The organism is Fibrobacter sp. (assembly GCF_017545445.1).
In the GTDB taxonomy this organism is placed as follows: domain Bacteria; phylum Fibrobacterota; class Fibrobacteria; order Fibrobacterales; family Fibrobacteraceae; genus Fibrobacter.
The window spans coordinates 26473-45026 of record NZ_JAFWOM010000123.1 but is presented as its reverse complement, the minus strand read 5'-3'; the positions used below and the strand labels follow the sequence as shown (position 1 = coordinate 45026).

The following is an 18554-nucleotide window of genomic DNA, read 5'->3' as shown; positions in this document are numbered from 1 at the left end:
GTCCCTGAGCCTGCCGAAGGGTCCTCCTCGTCTGTCGAGCCAAACTCTGTTGCTGCATCCAGTTCAAGCATTGTAACACAACCACCATCATCAAGCAGCGTGCAACCGCCGCAATCATCAAGCGATGAATCTTCTTGGACATGCGGCGTTTCGACGATAACTCGTGGTGACTACGAATACAAAACTGTCGTCATCAAGGAACAATGTTGGACAAAGGAAAACCTGCGTTACGTTCCTAGCGTTGGAACAACAATGTGTTATGGCGACAAGGCAGAAAACTGCGAAACATACGGTCTTTTGTACGATTTCGAGGCCGCAAATCTCGCATGCCCCACAGGCTGGCGGCTCCCGACAAGCGCCGAATACGAAGCCCTGGCAGAATACTCCATGGAAGGAGCTCCCTTGTACGATGCCGGCGCCCATTTCAAGGCTACGAGCGGATGGACACCTGAAAATGGGGACGACTTCCTTGAATTTACGGCCCTCCCCGGCGGCAAGTGCAACGAGGACCAAACTTGCCAGAACATCGGAAAGATGGGGTATTGGTGGACATCCACCGAAAAAGTCAAGAATACAAGCCATTTTGCCTTGGCCCTCAATGGCGATGGCGATTCATACTCGGCGACAAATAAAATGGACAACGACCAATACATCTCCGTCCGCTGCGTCAAGAAATAACGTTAAAAAAGAGAGTCTCAATGAAACTCATGAACACCGCCCTAAAGAAAGTGTCACTATGGAAGCTTGCCCCCCAGGAACGTAGCAATAGGAACCATGAATTCTATCACTCCCTGCAGTCGTTCCAGAATGACAAACAAGCATTGTCACCCTGGAGCGTAGCGATAGGGTCCATCGCGTTTTTTGCATTCCTCTTCCTCTCCGCTTGCGGTGACGACAGCACCGTCGAAAATGTCACTCAAGTGATGCAATCCAACATGGAAGTGGTGAACAAAGTCAAAGATTTGCCCAAATGCACAAAAGAAAACAACGGTGAAATGGTGTGGGTCAAAAGCGAAGTTTCGGCTCGAGTTTGCATCGATGGCAAATGGTATGCGACAGTCGATTCCGTTGCTCAGGCAGGGGCTTCTTGCACGACAAAGGAACTCAAGGACAAAAGTGGTGTCAAGATTATCTGCGGTGGCGATTCTATTGGCGTTGTGCTGAACGGTAAAGACGGGGCCAATGGAAAAGATGGTGCCGACGGCAAGGATGGCAAAGACGGAAGCAATGGAAAAGATGGCAAGAACGGAACCAACGGCAAGGATGGAGCAAAAGGTGCTGATGGCGCTAGCTGCACGGCAGTTACACTTGCAGACAATAGCGGCTTGAAGGTGTTGTGCAATGGCGATTCTGTGGGTGTTTTACTTAACGGCAAGAACGGTGCGGATGGCAAAAATGGCACCAATGGTAAAAATGGAACTAATGGCACGAACGGCAAAGATGGCGATGACGGCACGGGCTGTTCCATGACAAAGGAAGGAACAGTCGTCACGATTACTTGCGGCGAAAATTCGACTACGATCGATGTGGGGCAAGGTAGCGGCTCCGGAAGCAGTGAAATCGCTCCGCTTGATTCCGAAAAAATTGCTGTTTCTTTGGATGAAGTTTCGGGTGTGACGCAGAAAGGCCCGTTCCTGATGGGTTCCAAGGTGCTCGTTCGTGAAATGGAAGATGGTCGCACGCTCACGCAAACAGGCAACAGCTTTAACGGAAAAATTTTGAACGACAAGGGCGAATTCAAGATAAATGCTCGTATGCTAGTAAGCCAGTACGTAATGCTCGAAGCGACCGGCTATTATCGCAATGAGGTGACGGGGCAAAATTCCAATTCGGAGCTTACTCTGTTCGCAATTACCGATGTAAACGACCGCAACATCGTGAACATCAACTTGCTCACGCATTTGGAATACGAGCGCGTGATTTACTTGGTCACGCAAAAGAAAATGAAAGTCCGTGCGGCCAAAAAGCAGGCCCAAAAAGAAGTATTCGGCTTGCTGAACATTGATGCGACGGATTTCAGCAACTCCGAAGACTTGAACATCGCGGGCAGTTCCGATGAAGACGGCGCTTTGCTAGCATTCTCTCTCATGTTCCAAGGAGACCGCTCCGTGGCAGACCTCACCACGCTTTTGCAGACAATTGCAAACGACATGGAAAAGGACGGCACATGGGACGACGCAACGACCCGCATGAAGATTGCCGAATGGGGGGCTGATGCGGACAGCGCGGGACGGCTTGCAAAAATTCGCGATAACGTGGCTGGCTGGGGGTTGTCTTCTAAAGTTCCGAATTTTGAACAGTTTGTGCGCAATTTCTGGTACAAGGAGTACGGCCTTGACAGTTGCACAATGAAAAAGGCAGGAACAGTCAAGGCAGCGACCGCCGGCAAACGCAAAGGTTCCAAGACACGCTACATCTGCAAGGATGACGATGGACTTGGCTATATGCGTTGGATAATTGCGAGCGATTTTGAAAAAGACACGTACGAGTGGGCTGCCGGTAAGGACGGTGAAGTGAAAGTCGGTTCTGTAACGAATTCGAAATACTACTTGTACGATGCAGTCAAAAAAGAATGGCGAGATGCCTCCGTGGTGGAACAGAAGTTGGGCGGTTGCATCGAAAGCGTAGCCGCAAACATTAGCAAAAATACGGGCTTTGTAAACGGCTATTGGTACAAGTGCGAAAAACGCGAATGGGTCCGTACCACCGCTTATATCGTGGATACTCAAGGCTGGGTTAAAGGCAGCGACGGCGATGTTCAAAAGGGCGACAGCACTTCGGCCTACTATGTTTATGATGAGGCCGAAAAACAATGGCGTGATGCTAGTGAGAATGATGTGAATTTGGGCTTGATGGGCTGCACTACAAACCGCACAGGTGAAATGGGGCGTTCTAGCAAGGATAACCGCTATTACAGTTGTGCGGCAAACCATGCTTGGACGTTGATGGTTGATAAGGTTGCTTACAACACCGTCGGCTATGATTGCGACAAGGAAGGCAAAATGGTTTTGGGCCTTGTCGATACCAAGACATATTTTGTATGCGATGCCGGAGTTTGGCGAGAAGCTACAACTGCGGAAGAACAAGCTGGCGAGGCTTGTACAGTAGCCTTGAACGGTTCGTTCAATAAGGATTCTACAAGAATATGCGAAAATAACAAGTTCCGTAATGCGATCCTATATGATTTCGATGTGGGTGTCAAGAATTATTTCAATCCCGAAGTAGAATATGGAACACTTGAAGACAAACGCGATGGCCGCACTTACAAGACTGTAGTTATTAACGGCATAACAGTAATGGCGGAGAACTTGAACTACGCAGACGAAGGAACGCACAGTTACTTGGTGGGTAACAACTGGTGTTACAATAATGATACCACAAACTGCTTGAAGGGTGGCCGTTACTACACCTGGACTGCCGCAATGGATATTGATTCCAAATGGCAAAAGGATTCCGTACCTGCAGGAATGATTGGGAATCCACATCAAGGAATTTGCCCGGAGGGCTGGCATATCCCGACAGGCGATGAATGGAACGCTTTGTTTAAGGCAACAAAAAATTCTATACAAGTAGGTTATATGGCACAACAGTCTATGGGCCATATAGAATGGAATTATGCTACGAACTATAGCGGTTTTTCTGCTCTTCCTGTTGGTGATTGCAACAATGGTCGCTTCGAATATATCGGTTCTGACACCTACTTCTGGAGCGCCACTGAGTATCGTGATAGATGGGCCAATTTTTGGAGATTGGGTGCGAAAGAAACGTTTCTCAGTGGCTCCGGCAATGGCGGCAAACACTATGGTAATTCCATCCGTTGTTTCAAAGACTCCATCGATTAATCATCCTTGCTAACCAATTTTCCACCTGGAACGTATTCATGAATTGCAAAAACATCTTTAAAAAAATCGCCCCCGCGCTTTTAGCATCACTCCTTATCTCCGCTTGCAGTGACAATTCGACGGTAGAAAACATCACGCAAGTGAACCAAAGCGGCATCGACGTCATTTCGGATGTTTCCAAGCTCCCCAAATGCAAAAAGGACAACGATGGCGAAATGGTGTGGGTCAAAGGCGAGTACGCTCCTAGAAAATGCACCAACAGCAAGTGGTATGCCGTTGCCGAAGGGGCGGTGCTGCAACTTGCACGACAAAGGAACTCAAGGACAAAAGCGGCGTCAAGATTATCTGCGGTGGCGATTCCATTGGCGTAGTGCTGAACGGCAAAGACGGTAAGGATGGCGATGACGGCACGGGCTGTTCCATGACAAAGGAAGGAACGGTTGTCACGATTACTTGTGGCGAAAATTCGACGACGATCGATGTGGGGCAAGGTCAAGTGGGGCGATTCGATAGGTGTTGCGACTCCGGGCGACCGTATCTGCTATGTATGGGACGAAGCCAAGGAATATAATGGTTGGCGCACAGGCAACACAAGCGATTGCTCTCTGGGTTTGCTCGGTTGTACGGCAAAACGCAGCGGCGAAATGCGGAAGTCCAAAGACGGGCGCTATTTCAATTGTACAAATAACGAATGGTCAGAAATAGAAGATACTATATACGTCAATACCTATTTATACCGTTGCACATATGACGAATCGGGAGACAAAATTTTTAGCGAAGGAGAATGGGTGTATGGAATTGAACGAAATAAAACGCATTTTGTTTGCGACGGTGGTATATGGCGAAAAGCGTCTGTAGAAGAGGAATCGTTTGGTGAAACTTGCACGGCAGCCCGAGAAGGAGTGTTCTTCAAGGATTCTCTATATATCTGTAGTGACAAACGAATTCGTATTGCAAATGTTTATGATTTTCCGATTGGTAAAGATTGGACAAATTCCAGTTTGAAATATGGAGAACTATATGATAAACGCGACAATCGTACCTATAAAACGATTAAAATTGGCAACCAAGTCTGGATGGCAGCAATGGATATTGGCGATGAATGGGAGCGTGCTAGAGCTCATGATGTTCCAGGACTTATTGGAAATCCGCATCGTGGTCTTTGTCCTGAAGGCTCGCATATTCCGACTAACGACGATTGGAATGAATTGCTTGAATCCATTAGTGGATCTCGTGAGGCAATGCTTGCACTATATCACGGGAAGTGGCCCGATGCGACGAATGCATCCGGTTTTTCGGCAGTTGGTGTTGGCGTATTTGATGGTCCATGTCAGCAAATTAATGGAATATGGCCGGTGGGCGAAATTGTATTTTATTGGAGTGCCAATGAGTTGGAATCTTATGGCGCCGAGGGTTGGATTCTGAAATACGATGAAGCTGGTATTTCAAATCTTGGATATGGGGATGACCAAAAACATTTTGGCGCATCAGTCCGTTGCGTAATGGATCAGTAACTTAAACTAACTGAAAAGCTCCCCGAAATGGGGAGCTTTTTTGGAAAACTTTTTGTGAATTTTGCGATTCAACTTACTTCTGCAAGTTCAGGCTTGCGTTGGCAGCGCCGTACAAGCTAATGCTGTAATCCTTGATGATATACACCGGGATTTTGTTCAAAAGCGGGCGGATGTTCGGATTGTAGTTCTTTTCGAACCAAGTCATGAACAAGTTATCGCGTTCGAGCCAGCGCAAATCCTTCTGCACTGTGCCGCCAGCAAGGTAGAAACCGCCAAGTGGGAGGAAGAGCGTCGCGGCATCGCTTGCGAAGCGGGCTAGCATCTTCACGAACAAGCGCATCATTTCGGCGGCAACCGGATCGGTATCGCTTGCGCGGCTGATGTACTTCGGGCGGTCGTGCCAATCGGTTTCTTCAATCTTCTTGAAAGCTTCATTCTCGGGAACGCCCTTCGTGTCGCGCCACCATTCATAGAGGTGTGCAAGGCCCATGCCAGAGACGAGCGGTTCGACGCCCGGCACCGTACCAATGCGTTTTTCCATGTAGTCGCGGAAATCCTGGGAATCCTTGTCAAACGGAGCGAACGTAGAGTGGCCGCCTTCGGAGCAAGCCGGGATGTACTTTTCGCCGTCAAATGCGAGGAATCCGACACCCATGCCCGTACCCGGACCAATCACGGCCTTGGTCGTCTTCTGCGGGGCAGGCGTGCTTCCGTCAGTATGTACAAGCTTGAAAATCTGTTTTGGGTCATCGACATCGAGCGTCGGGATGCCGTAGCTAATCGCCATAAAGTCGTTGATGACAAGCGTCGGAATGCCGGTCGCGTTCGTAATCGCATCGCCATCGACGCTCCACGGGAGGTTCGTCATGACGCACTTGTTGTTTGCCACAGGCCCTGCGGCACTGATGCAAATGTGGGACGGCTTGAGCGAAGCGTTGTTTTCGGCGGCAACCTTGAGCGTTTCGCGGATCGGGGCGTCGAGCCCTTCAATGCACTGGCTCGGGCAAACGGTTTCGAGAATGAGCGTAAATTTGCCATCCTTGTAGCCCACAAGGCCAAGGTTCGTGTTCGTACCACCGATATCGCCCGCCAAAACAAGACGGTCAAACTTTGCATCGGGATTAAGCCATTTAATTTCCATAGTTAAAACTCCATGATTTTCACGTTGAATATAATAAAAACAACCGATTTAATCCGCTCAAAAAATATACATTAAACTCAAAGGGATATATTTATATTGAATATGTCCATAAATTCACCTATTTCAATAAAAAAGAGACAATGCGCGCTATTCTTGCTTTTCTTTATTACTTCATCGTCTTCACCATCATGATTGTCGCAGGCATCCCTTATACACTTTACTGTGGTATCCGGGGCCGCTGGGCAGACTGCACCAAAATTTGCACATTCTCCTTCCAAAAAATCATCTTCAAACTTTTCCGCATCAAAGTTTCGGTCAAAGGCGCCGAAAACATTCCCCAAGGCACGAGCTACGTCATCGTCGCAAATCACCAAAGTTTTTTGGACATCAATGTCGTTTGGCATTCCATTGCGACGGCATCTTTCATGGCAAAGGCTAGCCTCTGGAAAGCACCCGTTTTCGGATGGGTTTTGGACCACTCCGGCAACATTCCCATTCACAAGAATCCACGCATGAACGCAGGCCTCGGCAAGATTCTCAAAAAACGCCTCGAAGACAATTACAACATTGTCGTGTTCCCTGAAGGCCACCGCACCGAAGACGGTCACATGCTCAAGTTCCAAAATGGAATTTTCCGTTTAGCGAAAGAACAACATTTTTCAATTTTACCTGTTACATTTATTAATACGGGAAAGATTCTCCCCAAAGTCAAGTGGGCAGTCTATTCCGGCACGGTCGAGATGGTCGTCCATCCGCTCATCCGTTACGAAGATTACGCCGACAAACCGATGGCCGATCTCCGCGACGAAACACATGATTTGATTGAATCCGCTATGCCTTATAAGCAAGCGGAACTTGCCGCCGCCAAAGCTGCAGAAAATGCGACAGAAAGCGTGGCAACTGAAAACAAGGAGGCTTAATTATGGCTAAAGAATTACCGAGCGAAGAACAAATTATTGCAATTCTCCGTGACGAACCCATGGTAGGGAGCCAGCTCCGCAGCGCTCTCGGCCTCCCGAAAAAACAGAAGATGGCTTTCAAGCAGCTCCTCGCCGACATGATCGAGCGTGGCGTTTTAAAGCGTTCTGCCCACAAGGAATACCAGCTGGGCGATGGCGAGCCTCTCGAAGAAAAACGCGAAAAGCGTCTAAAGAAATTTGCAGAACAGGGCGTTGAAGACAACCGCCGTCCGGGTGCACGCAGCCGTAGGCAGACCGAAAAAGATTCGGGCACTCGCGTCAAGCGTGGCATTTTGCACCAAACCGGTGACGAAGACTGGGAAGTTACCGAACTCGATACCGGCAAAGTTTATGAAATGTGCCACCGCAGACAAGCTCCAGGCAAGGAAGGCGAGACCATCAGCTTCACGCTTTATCCGCACCCGAAGCTCAAGCACAGCTACTTGGCAAAGGTCGATCGTTCCGCCGAGTTGAACAACGTCAGTTGGGACGAAGTCAAGACAAAGTTCATGGAAGAAAGCAATCTCCCCAAGGACTTCAGCCCTGCCATCAAGAAGTATGTCGAATCCATCTCTGATCCGACGGAAAAAGATTTCAAGGGCCGCATCGATTACCGCAAGCTCGACATTCTTTGCATCGACCCCGAAGGCGCCATGGACCACGATGATGCCATCAGCGTGGAACGTACCGCAAACGGCGGCTACAAGCTCGGCGTGCATATCGCAGACGTGAGCTACTACGTGCCCGAAGGGAGCGACCTCGACGAAGAAGCTCTCGAAAGAAGTTATACGCAATACTTGCCTTGGACTGCAGTGCCGATGCTCCCGGAAAAGCTTTCGAGCGGCGTTTGCAGCTTGCACGAAGGCGTGGATCGTTGCGCATTCACTTGCATGATGGAACTGGACAAGCACGCGAATGTGCTCTCTTGGGATTTCCATCGCAGCGTCGTGAAGATTACGAAGGGTATCACGTACCAGCAGGCCGTGCAGATGATGGAAGCAGGCGACGACTCCATCAAGGCTCTTGCCGAAGTGACCGCGCTCCTCAAGCAGAACCGCACCAAGGAAGGTTTGCTCGAATTCCAGACAACAGAATACGGTTGCAAGTTCGACGAGAACGGCGAACCGATCAAGATTGTGCCACGTGAACATGACGAATCGAACTCTTGGGTCGAAGAGTGCATGCTCATTGCGAACAACTGCTGCGCTAAGGAACTCAAGCAGCGCAAACTGCAAGGCATTTACCGTATCCACGAAGCTCCAGACACCAAGGACATCATGGAGCTGTACTACATGTACCCGGATCTGTTCAAGGACGCTCCGGTGATGTTGCGTGATTTGGGCAAGCCGCGCAGCGGCGACACGAACTTGAACCCGACGGCGTTCAAACTGTACGAACATTTGGTCAAGCGTGCCGCTGGTGACGAGACTCTCACGAACCGCATTTTGCGCAGTATGCAGAAGGCTCATTACGACAGCAACAGCTTCGGGCACTTCGCCTTGAACTGGCAAGATTACAGCCACTTCACATCGCCGATCCGCCGTTACGCCGACCTCTGGTGCCATCGTGAACTTGCACGTAAAGGCAAGGAAATCACCGCTGACCGCGTAAACAGCGTGATTGAAGTTTGCGACTTGATTTCGGCAAATGAAATCAAGAACATGAAGGTGGAACGCATCGCTATCAAGGTGTGCAGCTGCTGGATTTTGAAGAGCCGCATCGGCGATAGCTTCGAAGCGAGCGTTACAGGCATCGAGGAATGGGGCATTTATGTTTCCATCGACGACCCGATTGCTGAAGGCCTTGTGCGTTACCGCGACATCGCTGGTGACGATTATTACGTGTTCAATCCCGACCAAGGGCTTGCATTCGGCAAACGCAGCGGACGCACGTTCCGCCGTGGCGATAAGGTCATGGTGCAGCTCCTCCGCGTTGATCCGTTACGCGGTCAGGCTGACTTCAGCATCACCGAAAAGCTGAGCCCTGAACCGAAAAAACGTCGCAGCCGCGAAGACACCGAACGCGACATCCGCAACTTCAACGAACGTGCAGACCGTGCCGCAGCCGCCGAAGCTCTCGGATACGTGAGCCAGCCGGACGAAGACGACGAATTTGACGAACCGGAATACATGTCTAGCGGTCGCCGTGGCCGCAGGGATTTTGACGGTCCGAGTTTTGAACGCACCGGACGCAATGCCCGCGAACGTGGCGGTTTCCGCAAGGACCGCGACGAACGCAACAACCGCCGCGACGGCGAAGGTTTCCATGTGGCAAGCCAGCCGCGAGAAGCAAGGCGTGGTCGCAGGTCTAGCGAAAAAGGTCGTGGACGCAGCAGCCGAGGAGGCCGCAGAGGAAGATAGTTGATGGACGCATGCAATAAAGTCGCCCTCTATGCCAGTTACCAAGTCGGGGAAGACCTCCCCGGCTACGTCCGCTTTGCGCTCAAGCATCTCGCGGAGACTGACTTCAAAGTCGTTCTCTTGACGAATCATCGGACGCTTTCAAACGACACCTACGATTTTCTCAAGGAAAACCACATCGAGCTTTTCCTCACCGAAAATCGCGGCTTTGACTTTGGCATGTGGCGGCGTTATTTGCAACTGCAGGCAAACCGCACCGACAACGCTGGCAATTACGCTCCCGGCCTCATCACACGCGATGTGGAGCGTCTGCTGCTCATCAACGATTCCATCGTCTATTACCAGAACAAATTCAAAGAGTTCTTCGAACGTGCAGAAAAAAGTAGTGCCGACGTCGTATCGCTCACAAGCAACGACGAATTCGCACCGCACCTGCAATCGTTCTTCTTGTACATGAAACCCGCCGCGCTTGGCGTGTTCTTCTTGCACATTTTCGAGACTCCGGAACAGACCGAATTCTACGATGTCACCCGAAAGCTCGAAGTCGGCTTGAGCGAAAAATTCACCGAAGCCGAAGTCCTCATGGAATCGCTCTACCGCACCGAACGCCCCGTGTTCTTCGCATACGACGAACTTATCCAGCAAGGGGCAGGATTCGTGAAACGCAAGCTTCTGGAACGCCGTTTCGACTACGAAGAAAAGAAGCACTTCGTACGCCATCACGCATACGATGCCCTCAACAAGGACTACGCCGCCCTCGTTCTGAATGCTGGACTCGACGCAGACTTTGACGCAAGCTGGCTCCCCAAATGCAACGAAACCCGTGCCGAACGCATTAAAGACTTTATCTGGGAAAAAGGTTTCCAGCTCGTCGGTTTCCCTGCCAAACGGCTGATTGACAAGTTGAAGAAATAGAAAAGCAGTTGTTTCCAAAATGGAAACAACCACTCTGTGCTTTATACGCTAGTTGTTTTCCCTTTAAAACGGCAAATCAAATTCTTCCTCTTTGGCTCGCTTCAATTGTTTGCGCAGTTCAGCTGCAATTTTTCGCGGGACAGGCTTCGAAGGCGGCAGCACATTCACGGAAGGCTCGTCAGAAACACAATAGCTTACGCTTCCATCTTCCGACACTGAATAACTGACAATGTTGTAGGAATCGCCCATACTTAGTTCGTTCAGTAACTTTTTCGCTTGAACATTGTGATTACGAAGCTGATCGCGATAATTCTCTACCTGTTCTGTAGTTGACGGAGTTTTCCATACGATCGCAAGCTTCACATAATCATCCTGCGGAATTTCTACAATATCGCCTTCCTTAAAACGAATCGTCTTGGGGTCACGACCGTTAAAATATTCTTTATTGCAGACTCTCAATTGCCTCGGAAGATCGCTAGGTCCTTCGCTTTTTAGCCAAAGCGAACCATCTTCGAGGTACCGGCGGCACGAAATATAATCGCAAGACTTCATCAGCGAACCTAAAGGCAATTCGGTCACAAAAAAGCCGTAGATATCGTCGTCTTTTTGCTTGGAAATTTTGCGAATTTGCTTTTCCGCTTCAGCTAAAGACTGATAGTACCCCACATCATTTTCCATCACATAGAAACCAGGCTTGACATTAGAGGAGTACAAGAAATCATTTTTATCAATGCTATAACTCTTCTTTGTGCCATATACATAGCAAAAAACGCGTAAGACGAACAAATTTTTTTCAGGCTGTTGCGACATCTATACCTCTCTTTTCATTCAAAACCTGATATAATTTACAAAACAGCACTGACATATAATGACATTTCGCTAAAAACGCCACATGATGCCTAATGTAGGCACGATGCTGAAATTGCCGCATCCGTCGTCAATGACGCTTTCTGTACGCGTGTAATCGCCTTGCCTGTATTTGACCGTCGTTTCAGAAGCCGTGCTAGCCACCCAGCGACCGCCCACGCTTGCAAAAAGACCGACGCGTTCCGTAATGGCGATTCGCATCAAAATGTCGCCGCCTAAAGTAAGGGCTGCCAAAGTTTCATTAAAGCTGCGATCAACGCTGCCAAGTTCCTTATGGCTGTAAGCGTTTTCTTCGGTTTCAAACATAACATATTCGATGCCGGCCATAGCAAACAGCGCAAACGTAAAGAAACTGTTGTTCACAAAGCTCATGCCTGCACCGAGTTCAACAGCCCCGTATGTACCGATTTGCCAATCGTCCGAATCGTCAAAACGGATGTTGTCCGTTGCAGAACCGCCTACAGAAACGGATAGTCTAGTCGAAAAGCCCCAGCGGCTAGCGACCATGTAAGAAATATTGATGCCGTAATCAATCAAATCAATTTTTTGATGATTTATTTTGTATTGAGTTATGGGAACTGTAACCGCAGCACCGATGAAATGCGACCATTTTTTCGCCAAACTGTCACCCAAGGCGTTTTGAACTTCGCCGCATAAAATGCAAGATTCGCCAGATTTATTGCGAGTTTCATCGCGAGTTTCATCAGACGTGCCGATAGCGCTTCCTTTCAGTTCGCTACGACGCACAAGTGCAGGTTTTGATTCGGGCACAGCAACCGCTGCCACTTCTTGACTGCTTGCAGATGGATTGCTTACAGCAACCGCTGCAACCTCCGAATTCTTTGATGTTGCAGAATCCGCGACATCAGTGGCAGCAGATTCCGTGGGCGATTTCGCCTGTTCATCAAGACGTACTTGGTTCTCGGCAACGGTTTCAGTTGATGGAACGACGGCTGTTGTTTCCGTGACGGTTCCTGCTGTAGTGATTTTAGCAGCTGAGGTTTCTGCTGATGATGTTTCTTGGGCGAATAACGCCGTGCAGCAAACTAAAGCAAATAATGCAACCTTTTTCATAAAAATCCTTTGAAAAATCCCCAAATCAATTTAATGGTATAATCATTTTTTCATCTACTAAAATAATATAATTTAAAGCACAATTAAAAGAAAAAGTTTACTTTTCGCTCCGTCAAAATATATATTCCACTCTATAAAATGTTTTTAGCATTATCCAGAGGGGAATTTTATGAATGTTAAAAAATTGGGGCTGCCGAGCATTTCGAAGTGGTGCATGGCAATTTCGCTCACGATGTTTTTTTCGGCTTGTAGCAACGACGTTATAGACAGTGCAGCGCTTTTCGATTCCAATGCGAAATCCGAACCGCTTGCCGAATGTACCGCACCAGCGTTTCTCAAGAAGGGCGACAAAGTGGCTTTGCTTTCGCTCTCTTACACCACGCCCGATTCGAATATTCAGAAGACCGCAGACGTTATCAGGGAATGGGGATTCAAGCCTGTCATCGGGAAAAACGTCGGGAAACTCGAAGCCGGCAAATACGCAGGCACAGCAGAAGAACGTGCCGCCGACTTTACCGCAGCCCTCAAAGACACGAGCATCAAGGCGATTCTCAGCAATCGCGGTGGTTACGGCACAATTCAACTTGTCGATCTTATCGACCCGGAACTCGTGAAAGAAAATCCCAAATGGTTGATTGGTTTTAGCGATGTCACAACGCTGCATGCCTTGGAAACAAAGATGGGCGTCATGAGCATTCACGGCACCATGAGTTCATTTATCGCACAGACTCAAGGCAAAGATACGAGCAGTACGCTTTTACGCGACTTGCTCAAAGGAACGGTTCCTACATATAAATTGCCAACGCATCAGTACAATCAAAAAGGCAAAGCCGAAGGGATTCTCGTAGGCGGCAACATGACAACTTTCGTTCCGCTGATCGGTTCTTCCGATATCGACGTGTTCCAGAACGACGGCATTATCCTGTTCATGGAAGAAATCGGCGAAAACCTGCGCAACATCGACCGCATGTTCCATTCGATTGAACTGCATGGTGTCATGGAAAACGTAAAGGGCGTTATCCTTGGTGAATTTGTCGATTCCGGCACTGATCTCGATTACGAAAGCACCGAAGCCATGCTTTCGAAGTACCTCAAAAAGTACGACATTCCCGTGATATGCGGATTCCCTGCCGGGCATGGCGATTTTAAATTGCCGCTCGTGATGGGAGCAACCGTAAAAATGGATGTTACGGACAAAGGTGCTACAATCGCTTTCGACATAAAGGGCGAGAAGAAAACGATTGACACAGACAAGCTCACTAGCAAGACATCTCTTTCGAAATCGTTGCTCAAGATGTACGCTGGCAAGACCTTTGAAATTGAATAGCGGTAAAATTTCTGCAAAAAAAAGAAGCCGTGGTTGCGGCTTCTTTTTTAATGGCTCCCCCTGAGGGTGGTCCCTGAGCTTGTCGAAGGGTTACTTCACGATTTCAGCGTCCTTGACGTTCTTGCCTTTGAGCTTGGAAGAACCCGAAGGAGTCTTGCCGTTGTTAATCGGCGGGAACTTGCTGTAGATGTACTTGTACTGGAGAATCATCCAAATGTTACCGACAATCCAGTAGAGCACAAGACCCGACGGCATCACGGCACTGAAGAGAAGCATTATGGCAGGCATCATCCACACCATCATCTTCTGCTGTGCAGGATCCATGCCAGCATTCGAGTTCATCGTTATCTTGGTCTGGAAATACGTCGAAATCACCATAAGCCACGGGAGAATCGCAAGACCTGCCGGCATAATCACCGGAATGCTGATGCCATTCCAGACAACATCACTGCGGCTCAAGTCCGTAATCCAGAGGAATGCCGGAGCGCCACGGAGTTCAATTGCACGGCCAAAGACAAAGAAGAGTCCCATGAAAATCGGCATCTGGATGAGCATCGGGAGGCAGCCGCCCGTGCAGCTTGCAAGCGGATTGATGTTGTTCTTGCTGTAAAGTTCCATGATGGCGGCTTGCTTCTTCTGCGGATCGCTACGATACTTCACGTTGATTTCGTCGAGCTGCGGCTTGAGGGTGGCCATGCCGCGAGTCGATTTGATTTGCTTTACGGTAAACGGAGTCGTAACACCGCGAACAATGAGCGTCACGAGAATGATTGCCACGCCGTAGTTCGGAATAATGCTATAGAACAAGTTTAAAAGTTTGAGGAGCATCTTGCAAATCCAGACGAACCAGACATCAGCGCCGCACCAACTCCAACCACTCACGATAATCTTTTCGTAGTCCTTGTTGAGCGATGCCACATCGTCCCACTTGAGCGGAAGCACCATCAAATTGTAATTGAGCGACTGCGAGTTACGGAAATCGTCAGCAATCGTAAGCTTGTACGTACCCGGATCTGCTTCGTTTGCTTCGACTCTCATCGGCTTCGTCTTGAGAGTTGCAGGAACAGCTTCATCGAACTGGACCGTCATTGCAACGTACTTGCGACGGAGTCCCGCCCAAATGACTTTGCCTTCAGTTGCATTATAAGACGTTTGTTCACGCGGAGTTTCACGTTCGACAGAATAAACGTTGTTAAAAACAACTTCACTAAAGTAATAGGTGCCACCACCGCCAACGCCCATGATTCCCTTGGACTTCGGAATGTCTTCTGTTTCTTTGAGGCCGCCCTTCCATGCGAGTTCATATGCAGACGGCTGGAACCCGATAAACTTGTTTTCTTGACGGACTGCCGGACCTTCCTTGGTAAAGCCGTAGGAGCGGATCACTTGATTGCCGTTCACATCCTGGAAGGCAAAACGCACATTCGCACTATCGTTCACGACAATCTTTTCGGGAGTGTTGCCGAGTTCGAACATCGCTTCGCTCAAGTCCGCGTTGTCGAGCTTGAGATCAAATGCGCCAAGCGTCGTATCCTGGATGAGCTCCGGGAAATTGCCTGCCGTGTCCGGGAGAGCCTTCACAATCACGCTCTTCACCTTGCCGCCCTTGTTCGTAAGCGTCATGATGAACTTGTCCGTTTCGACCGTCACCGAGCGTTCCTTGATTTCCGCCGGGGCCTTCACTTCTGCAGAGCTATCATTTGCCAAGGTCGGTGAGCTCTGTCGAAGGGCCGAACCGCTCTCGTCTTTCGTCAAGGTTGGTGAGCCGGTTGATGAGCCTGTCGAATTAGTCGAACCACGTCTCTCGTCTGTACCGCCGCCGAGAACCGGAGCGGCCTTGATTTCAGGAGTCTTTTTCGGAAGCACGAGCGCCCCTGCGGCACTTGCGGAATCCTTGGAAGCTTGTGCGGCAGTTGCCTTAGCCTTTGCGCGAGCGGCAGCCTGCGCCTCGGCGTTAGCGTTATTGACAGCCATCCACCAAATTACGATAATCGCGATGAGAATGGAACCAATGATTGTATTCTTGTTCATTTTTTATCCTTAGGGGGCGGAACCGGATCATAGCCGCCCTTGCAGAAGGGGTTGCATCTTAAGACTCTAAAAACCGCAAGATAGAAACCTTTGAACGGTCCGTGCACGCGTAACGCTTCAATTGCATAGTTTGAGCACGTTGGTTGGAAACGACAGACACCGTGGAAAAAATAAGGGTGCACCAGTTGATAAAGACGGATAGGCACAACAAGAGCGGCCACCAAAGCTAGCTTAACCTTCTGCCACATCCGACTGCTTGTCCCATTCCATTTTGTGGAAAATTTTCTGGGCAGACTCGCGGAAACGCTCGGAAGACATTTCCTTGGAATTGTCACTCACGATAATCATCGCCCACACAGGCTTTTTGATATTCGGGACAATACCATAAAACAGTGGTCGCAGAATTCTACGACACTTGTTGCGATACACGGCATTGCCGTTCTTCTTCTTTGCAAGGAAGCAGAAACGACAAAAACCGTCCGGAGCTTCGATCCATCGCATGCTAAAAGCAGGGGCACGGACGAACTTTCCTTGGACGGCTACTTGCCGATAAGCGGGCTGATTGGGCAGCCGATAAGAACGCAGAGTGGCTATAAGCCAGCCCCGACTTACTTCTTATAGATTTCGTCGCTAACGGTGAGGACCTTGCGGCCCTTAGCACGGCGACGGCTCAAGACAGCACGACCCCAACGGTCTTCCATACGGGCCATAAAACCGTGCTTGTTAACGCGCTTACGATTGTGAGGCTGGAATGTTCTTTTCATGATAAAAACCTTTCTATGAAAAACAAAATTTTTTTGAGACTCAAATTTAGTAAAAAGTCTGTAATTATCAAGGGGTTACGACGATTCTAGCATGCATTTTTCGCCCTAAACGGGACTCTAACAGAAACCATTCAATTTCAACACAATCTATTAACATTTTATAAACAACCATAAACGAGACGACATGAGATTTTGAATTTAGGAACCATAATCCGCAAGAGATTCTCAAAAAAAGTCGCATATCCAGCGATAGCTTCGAGAAATCACCGTTCCCACTATTCGTTCCCGGCGCCTTTGAGCCGATATCGCATGCTGCGGCCGCCTTTGTTATTCGTCTGCAAAACGCCCTTGTCCATGAGGCTCTGGATCTCGCGAAGGGCTGTGTCATGGCTTGCGTTGAAAAGGGCGGCGGCTTCTTTGGCGGTGAAAGGCTGTGCGAGGCGGCCCGCCATGATTTCGTCGAGGAGCTGCTGTTCACGGACGCTGAACGTGTCGTTTGCGTGGGCACTACGGAACTGGATGCGGCTGATTTCAGAAGCGAAAAGTTGTTCGCTATCCTTGATGGCATCCCGCATCATTTGCAGGAACCACAAAATCCACTCGGTGAGATCGCCGCTCGCGGCTTGCGTGCGCGAGAGTATTTTGAAGTAGTCGGCTTTGTTGTCGTTAATTTGCTTGTTCAGCGCATATTGGCAATGCGTTGTGCTTTCGGCGCGGGCGAGTTGCATCGCCGTGATGGCGCGTGCGAGCCTGCCGTTTGCGTCGGCGAAAGGGCGGATTGTGATGAACCAGAAATGTGCAATTGCGGCTTTAATCACCCCGTCTATATTAGCACTCTCGAACCACGACAAAAAATTTTCCATTTCGCTTTGGAGGCGTTCCGGATTCGGGCCTACAAAATGGAGTCGTTTTCCGTCTAACGTTGTCTGTACTTCGCTGGGCGTTTCGCGGTAGTGCTTGACTTTGTTCTGACCCATGGCGGCGTGCCAGTTGAAAATACGTTCTTCAGTGAGTGGCTGCGAGGCGTTTTGGATGGCGCCGAGATAGTTCTTGATATAGTTTTGCGAGCTTTTGCTTTTGAGTTCCACTTCGGCAAGTGTGTGCGCGGGGTCCAGCGTGTAGCCGTCGATGGCGTAATTGGCGACGATGTCTTCGGCGAGGAGTTTTGCTTCGATGTCCTTGAGTCCGCAGATTTGCATGATTCCGATGAGCTTGCCTTCTTCAAGGCGCGTCTGCCCAAGCGCTTGGAGCACCTTGGGAGAATCGAAGCGGAATCGCGTCCAGTCTGGAAATTGATGGATGTAGAGCATAAGTTCGAAGTGGTTTGCCTAAATATATTTCTTTTTGCGGCTTTTCGTTTGGATGTTTGGGTGTCGTGGTGTTGAATTGAGAAAAATTGTGTTGAAGCGCTTGATTCTGCACTTGATTTACATACTAAAAAGGTCATTATGTGTTTTAATATGTAATTGGCAGTTTGTTACTTTGTGTGGTTACATACTAAATTGTCGATTTAGGGTGTTTAGTATGTAATTTTTAGTGCAAATAGCTGCTTTAGAGGGCCTTTTTGTTGAAAGATTGCTTTAAAAGGCTGTATTTTGGCTTTTTTGAGCAGATTTTCATTTTTTTTTACATACTAAATGTCGATTTTCCTGTTTTAGTATGTATTAGAACAAAGTATACGGCATTAATTCGCCTCAAAAACATGTTGGAATCGTATAATGCGCCCAATTTTTTCAACACTCGTCCTGTCCGTTCTTTAT

At 48.9% G+C, this 18554-nt stretch carries 16 protein-coding genes; 8 read left to right on the top strand and 8 right to left on the bottom strand.

The window, feature by feature from the left end; genetic code table 11:
- The 4 genes from IKG78_RS13695 to IKG78_RS13680 all read left to right on the top strand — a co-directional run.
- A partial coding sequence (locus tag IKG78_RS13695) for an FISUMP domain-containing protein (protein WP_290944460.1) occupies nt 1–678 on the top strand: 678 nt, incomplete at its 5' end.
- Nucleotides 679–698: 20 nt separating this feature from the next.
- Nucleotides 699–3842: an FISUMP domain-containing protein gene (locus tag IKG78_RS13690; protein ID WP_290944459.1), complete on the top strand. Its 3144-nt coding sequence runs from the start codon at nt 699–701 to the stop codon at nt 3840–3842.
- A gap of 38 nt (nt 3843–3880) precedes the next feature.
- Nucleotides 3881–4213, top strand: a complete 333-nt coding sequence (locus IKG78_RS13685) for a hypothetical protein (RefSeq protein ID WP_290944457.1) — start codon at nt 3881–3883, stop codon at nt 4211–4213.
- 84 nt (nt 4214–4297) lie between these two features.
- Complete coding sequence (locus IKG78_RS13680) at nt 4298–5356, top strand: FISUMP domain-containing protein (RefSeq protein WP_290944454.1); 1059 nt, start codon at nt 4298–4300, stop codon at nt 5354–5356.
- A gap of 73 nt (nt 5357–5429) precedes the next feature.
- Here IKG78_RS13680 and IKG78_RS13675 read toward each other — a convergent pair whose 3' ends face one another.
- A complete protein-coding gene (locus IKG78_RS13675; protein ID WP_290944452.1) occupies nt 5430–6497 on the bottom strand; it encodes a glucokinase in 1068 nt (355 codons plus the stop codon).
- 140 nt (nt 6498–6637) lie between these two features.
- On the opposite strand from IKG78_RS13675, the gene IKG78_RS13670 reads away from it, so the two are divergent.
- Genes IKG78_RS13670 through IKG78_RS13660 form a run of 3 tightly spaced genes read left to right on the top strand, consistent with a single transcriptional unit; the run spans nt 6638 to nt 10731 of the window.
- Nucleotides 6638–7417 carry a lysophospholipid acyltransferase family protein gene (locus tag IKG78_RS13670; protein ID WP_290944450.1) on the top strand — a complete coding sequence of 260 codons (780 nt, stop codon included), beginning with the start codon at nt 6638–6640 and terminating at the stop codon, nt 7415–7417.
- Nucleotides 7418–7419: 2 nt separating this feature from the next.
- A complete protein-coding gene (locus IKG78_RS13665; protein WP_290944448.1) occupies nt 7420–9816 on the top strand; it encodes an RNB domain-containing ribonuclease in 2397 nt (798 codons plus the stop codon).
- A 3-nt stretch (nt 9817–9819) separates the two neighbouring features.
- Nucleotides 9820–10731, top strand: a complete 912-nt coding sequence (locus IKG78_RS13660) for a hypothetical protein (protein ID WP_290944446.1) — start codon at nt 9820–9822, stop codon at nt 10729–10731.
- A gap of 63 nt (nt 10732–10794) precedes the next feature.
- On the opposite strand, the gene IKG78_RS13655 is transcribed toward IKG78_RS13660, so the two are convergent.
- The gene (locus tag IKG78_RS13655; protein ID WP_290944444.1) at nt 10795–11541 is read right to left on the bottom strand and encodes a hypothetical protein; all 747 of its coding nucleotides are present in this window, start codon (nt 11539–11541) and stop codon (nt 10795–10797) included.
- A 69-nt stretch (nt 11542–11610) separates the two neighbouring features.
- Nucleotides 11611–12672 (bottom strand): hypothetical protein, encoded by a 1062-nt coding sequence (locus IKG78_RS13650; protein ID WP_290944442.1) that lies wholly within the window; start codon nt 12670–12672, stop codon nt 11611–11613.
- Nucleotides 12673–12841: 169 nt separating this feature from the next.
- Between IKG78_RS13650 and IKG78_RS13645 the strand changes: the two genes are divergently transcribed.
- Nucleotides 12842–13999, top strand: coding sequence for an LD-carboxypeptidase (locus tag IKG78_RS13645; RefSeq protein ID WP_290944440.1), 1158 nt, complete (start codon nt 12842–12844; stop codon nt 13997–13999).
- 90 nt (nt 14000–14089) lie between these two features.
- On the opposite strand, the gene IKG78_RS13640 is transcribed toward IKG78_RS13645, so the two are convergent.
- The 5 genes from IKG78_RS13640 to IKG78_RS13620 all read right to left on the bottom strand — a co-directional run bounded on the left by IKG78_RS13640 (nt 14090) and on the right by IKG78_RS13620 (nt 18104).
- Complete coding sequence (locus tag IKG78_RS13640) at nt 14090–16030, bottom strand: YidC/Oxa1 family insertase periplasmic-domain containing protein (RefSeq protein ID WP_290944438.1); 1941 nt, start codon at nt 16028–16030, stop codon at nt 14090–14092.
- Complete coding sequence (yidD, locus tag IKG78_RS13635) at nt 16027–16278, bottom strand: membrane protein insertion efficiency factor YidD (RefSeq protein ID WP_290944436.1); 252 nt, start codon at nt 16276–16278, stop codon at nt 16027–16029. The genes IKG78_RS13640 and yidD overlap by 4 nt, the downstream gene beginning before the upstream one ends.
- Nucleotides 16262–16600: a ribonuclease P protein component gene (locus IKG78_RS13630; RefSeq protein ID WP_290944462.1), complete on the bottom strand. Its 339-nt coding sequence runs from the start codon at nt 16598–16600 to the stop codon at nt 16262–16264. The genes yidD and IKG78_RS13630 overlap by 17 nt, the downstream gene beginning before the upstream one ends.
- A gap of 38 nt (nt 16601–16638) precedes the next feature.
- A complete protein-coding gene (gene rpmH, locus IKG78_RS13625) occupies nt 16639–16794 on the bottom strand; it encodes a 50S ribosomal protein L34 (RefSeq protein ID WP_014546417.1) in 156 nt (51 codons plus the stop codon).
- Between the two features lie 275 nt (nt 16795–17069).
- Nucleotides 17070–18104, bottom strand: a complete 1035-nt coding sequence (locus tag IKG78_RS13620; protein ID WP_290944434.1) for a DUF4172 domain-containing protein — start codon at nt 18102–18104, stop codon at nt 17070–17072.
- Nucleotides 18105–18554 lie beyond the last annotated feature (450 nt).

Excerpts from the sequence above, each read along its gene's own strand:
- IKG78_RS13690 (WP_290944459.1), top strand. The coding sequence starts at position 699 with ATGAAACTCATGAACACCGCCCTAAAGAAAGTGTCACTATGGAAGCTT.
- IKG78_RS13685 (WP_290944457.1), top strand. The coding sequence starts at position 3,881 with ATGAATTGCAAAAACATCTTTAAAAAAATCGCCCCCGCGCTTTTAGCA.
- IKG78_RS13675 (WP_290944452.1), bottom strand. The coding sequence starts at position 6,497 with ATGGAAATTAAATGGCTTAATCCCGATGCAAAGTTTGACCGTCTTGTT.
- IKG78_RS13670 (WP_290944450.1), top strand. The coding sequence starts at position 6,638 with ATGCGCGCTATTCTTGCTTTTCTTTATTACTTCATCGTCTTCACCATC.
- IKG78_RS13665 (WP_290944448.1), top strand. The coding sequence starts at position 7,420 with ATGGCTAAAGAATTACCGAGCGAAGAACAAATTATTGCAATTCTCCGT.
- IKG78_RS13660 (WP_290944446.1), top strand. The coding sequence starts at position 9,820 with ATGGACGCATGCAATAAAGTCGCCCTCTATGCCAGTTACCAAGTCGGG.
- IKG78_RS13655 (WP_290944444.1), bottom strand. The coding sequence starts at position 11,541 with ATGTCGCAACAGCCTGAAAAAAATTTGTTCGTCTTACGCGTTTTTTGC.
- IKG78_RS13650 (WP_290944442.1), bottom strand. The coding sequence starts at position 12,672 with ATGAAAAAGGTTGCATTATTTGCTTTAGTTTGCTGCACGGCGTTATTC.
- IKG78_RS13645 (WP_290944440.1), top strand. The coding sequence starts at position 12,842 with ATGAATGTTAAAAAATTGGGGCTGCCGAGCATTTCGAAGTGGTGCATG.
- IKG78_RS13640 (WP_290944438.1), bottom strand. The coding sequence starts at position 16,030 with ATGAACAAGAATACAATCATTGGTTCCATTCTCATCGCGATTATCGTA.
- yidD (WP_290944436.1), bottom strand. The coding sequence starts at position 16,278 with ATGTGGCAGAAGGTTAAGCTAGCTTTGGTGGCCGCTCTTGTTGTGCCT.
- rpmH (WP_014546417.1), bottom strand. The coding sequence starts at position 16,794 with ATGAAAAGAACATTCCAGCCTCACAATCGTAAGCGCGTTAACAAGCAC.
- IKG78_RS13620 (WP_290944434.1), bottom strand. The coding sequence starts at position 18,104 with ATGCTCTACATCCATCAATTTCCAGACTGGACGCGATTCCGCTTCGAT.